Annotated in this window: 1 protein-coding gene; it reads left to right on the forward strand. The window is 49.5% G+C overall.

Annotation, left to right across the window (positions count from 1 at the left end):
- Positions 1-534: S1 RNA-binding domain-containing protein (locus tag KIV40_RS33115; protein ID WP_285353626.1), on the forward strand; the 534-nt coding region annotated here is incomplete at its 5' end.
- Positions 535-691: the final 157 nt, after the last annotated feature.

The following is a 691-nucleotide window of genomic DNA, read 5'->3' on the forward strand; positions in this document are numbered from 1 at the left end:
GACCACGTTGGCGAAGAGATGCCGGGTGTTATTGCTAACGTAACTGGTTTTGGCTTCTTTGTTCGCCTAACAGAGCTGCATATTGATGGCTTAGTGCATGTGACGTCACTAGCCAACGATTACTACCAATTTGACCCAATTGGACAGAGATTAATTGGTGAGAGTTCTGGTAATATCTACCGCCTTGGCGATTCAGTGAAGGTTAAGGTCTCTGCGGTCAACCTAGATAGCCGCCAGATTGACTTTGATATTGTCGATACTGACCGCAAGCCTCGTGGTAAAGGTAAAACCGCGAAGAAACGTGCTGCGGATGCTGCGAAAAAGGCGAAAAGCAAAAAACGCGCAGCTGTAAAAAGCCGCCGCCCAGGAAGCAGTGCTAAACCATTAGTTGAGCCTACCAAGCGCCCTGATGGTAGCAGTGAAGAAGGGACAAGCAGCAAGAGAAAGCCGAAGCGTAAACCAGCGAGTACCGATAAGCCGAAAGCGAAAAAGAAGCGCACGGCAAAGCGTAAGCCAAAAGCGCCAAAGGCTTAACACAGGAGTAGGCATAAGTACTGCCTACTCGATATTGAATAGTGAATTAAGGAGAGGCGCAGTTTGCTCTCCTTAACGTAACAAGCGATGCGTATTTCAAAGCGCAGCTGACCCGTCCTGAGTTTGAGGCGCGCCGCCAAGCGTGCATTCAAGCGCT

Source organism: Vibrio sp. D173a (assembly GCF_030248475.1).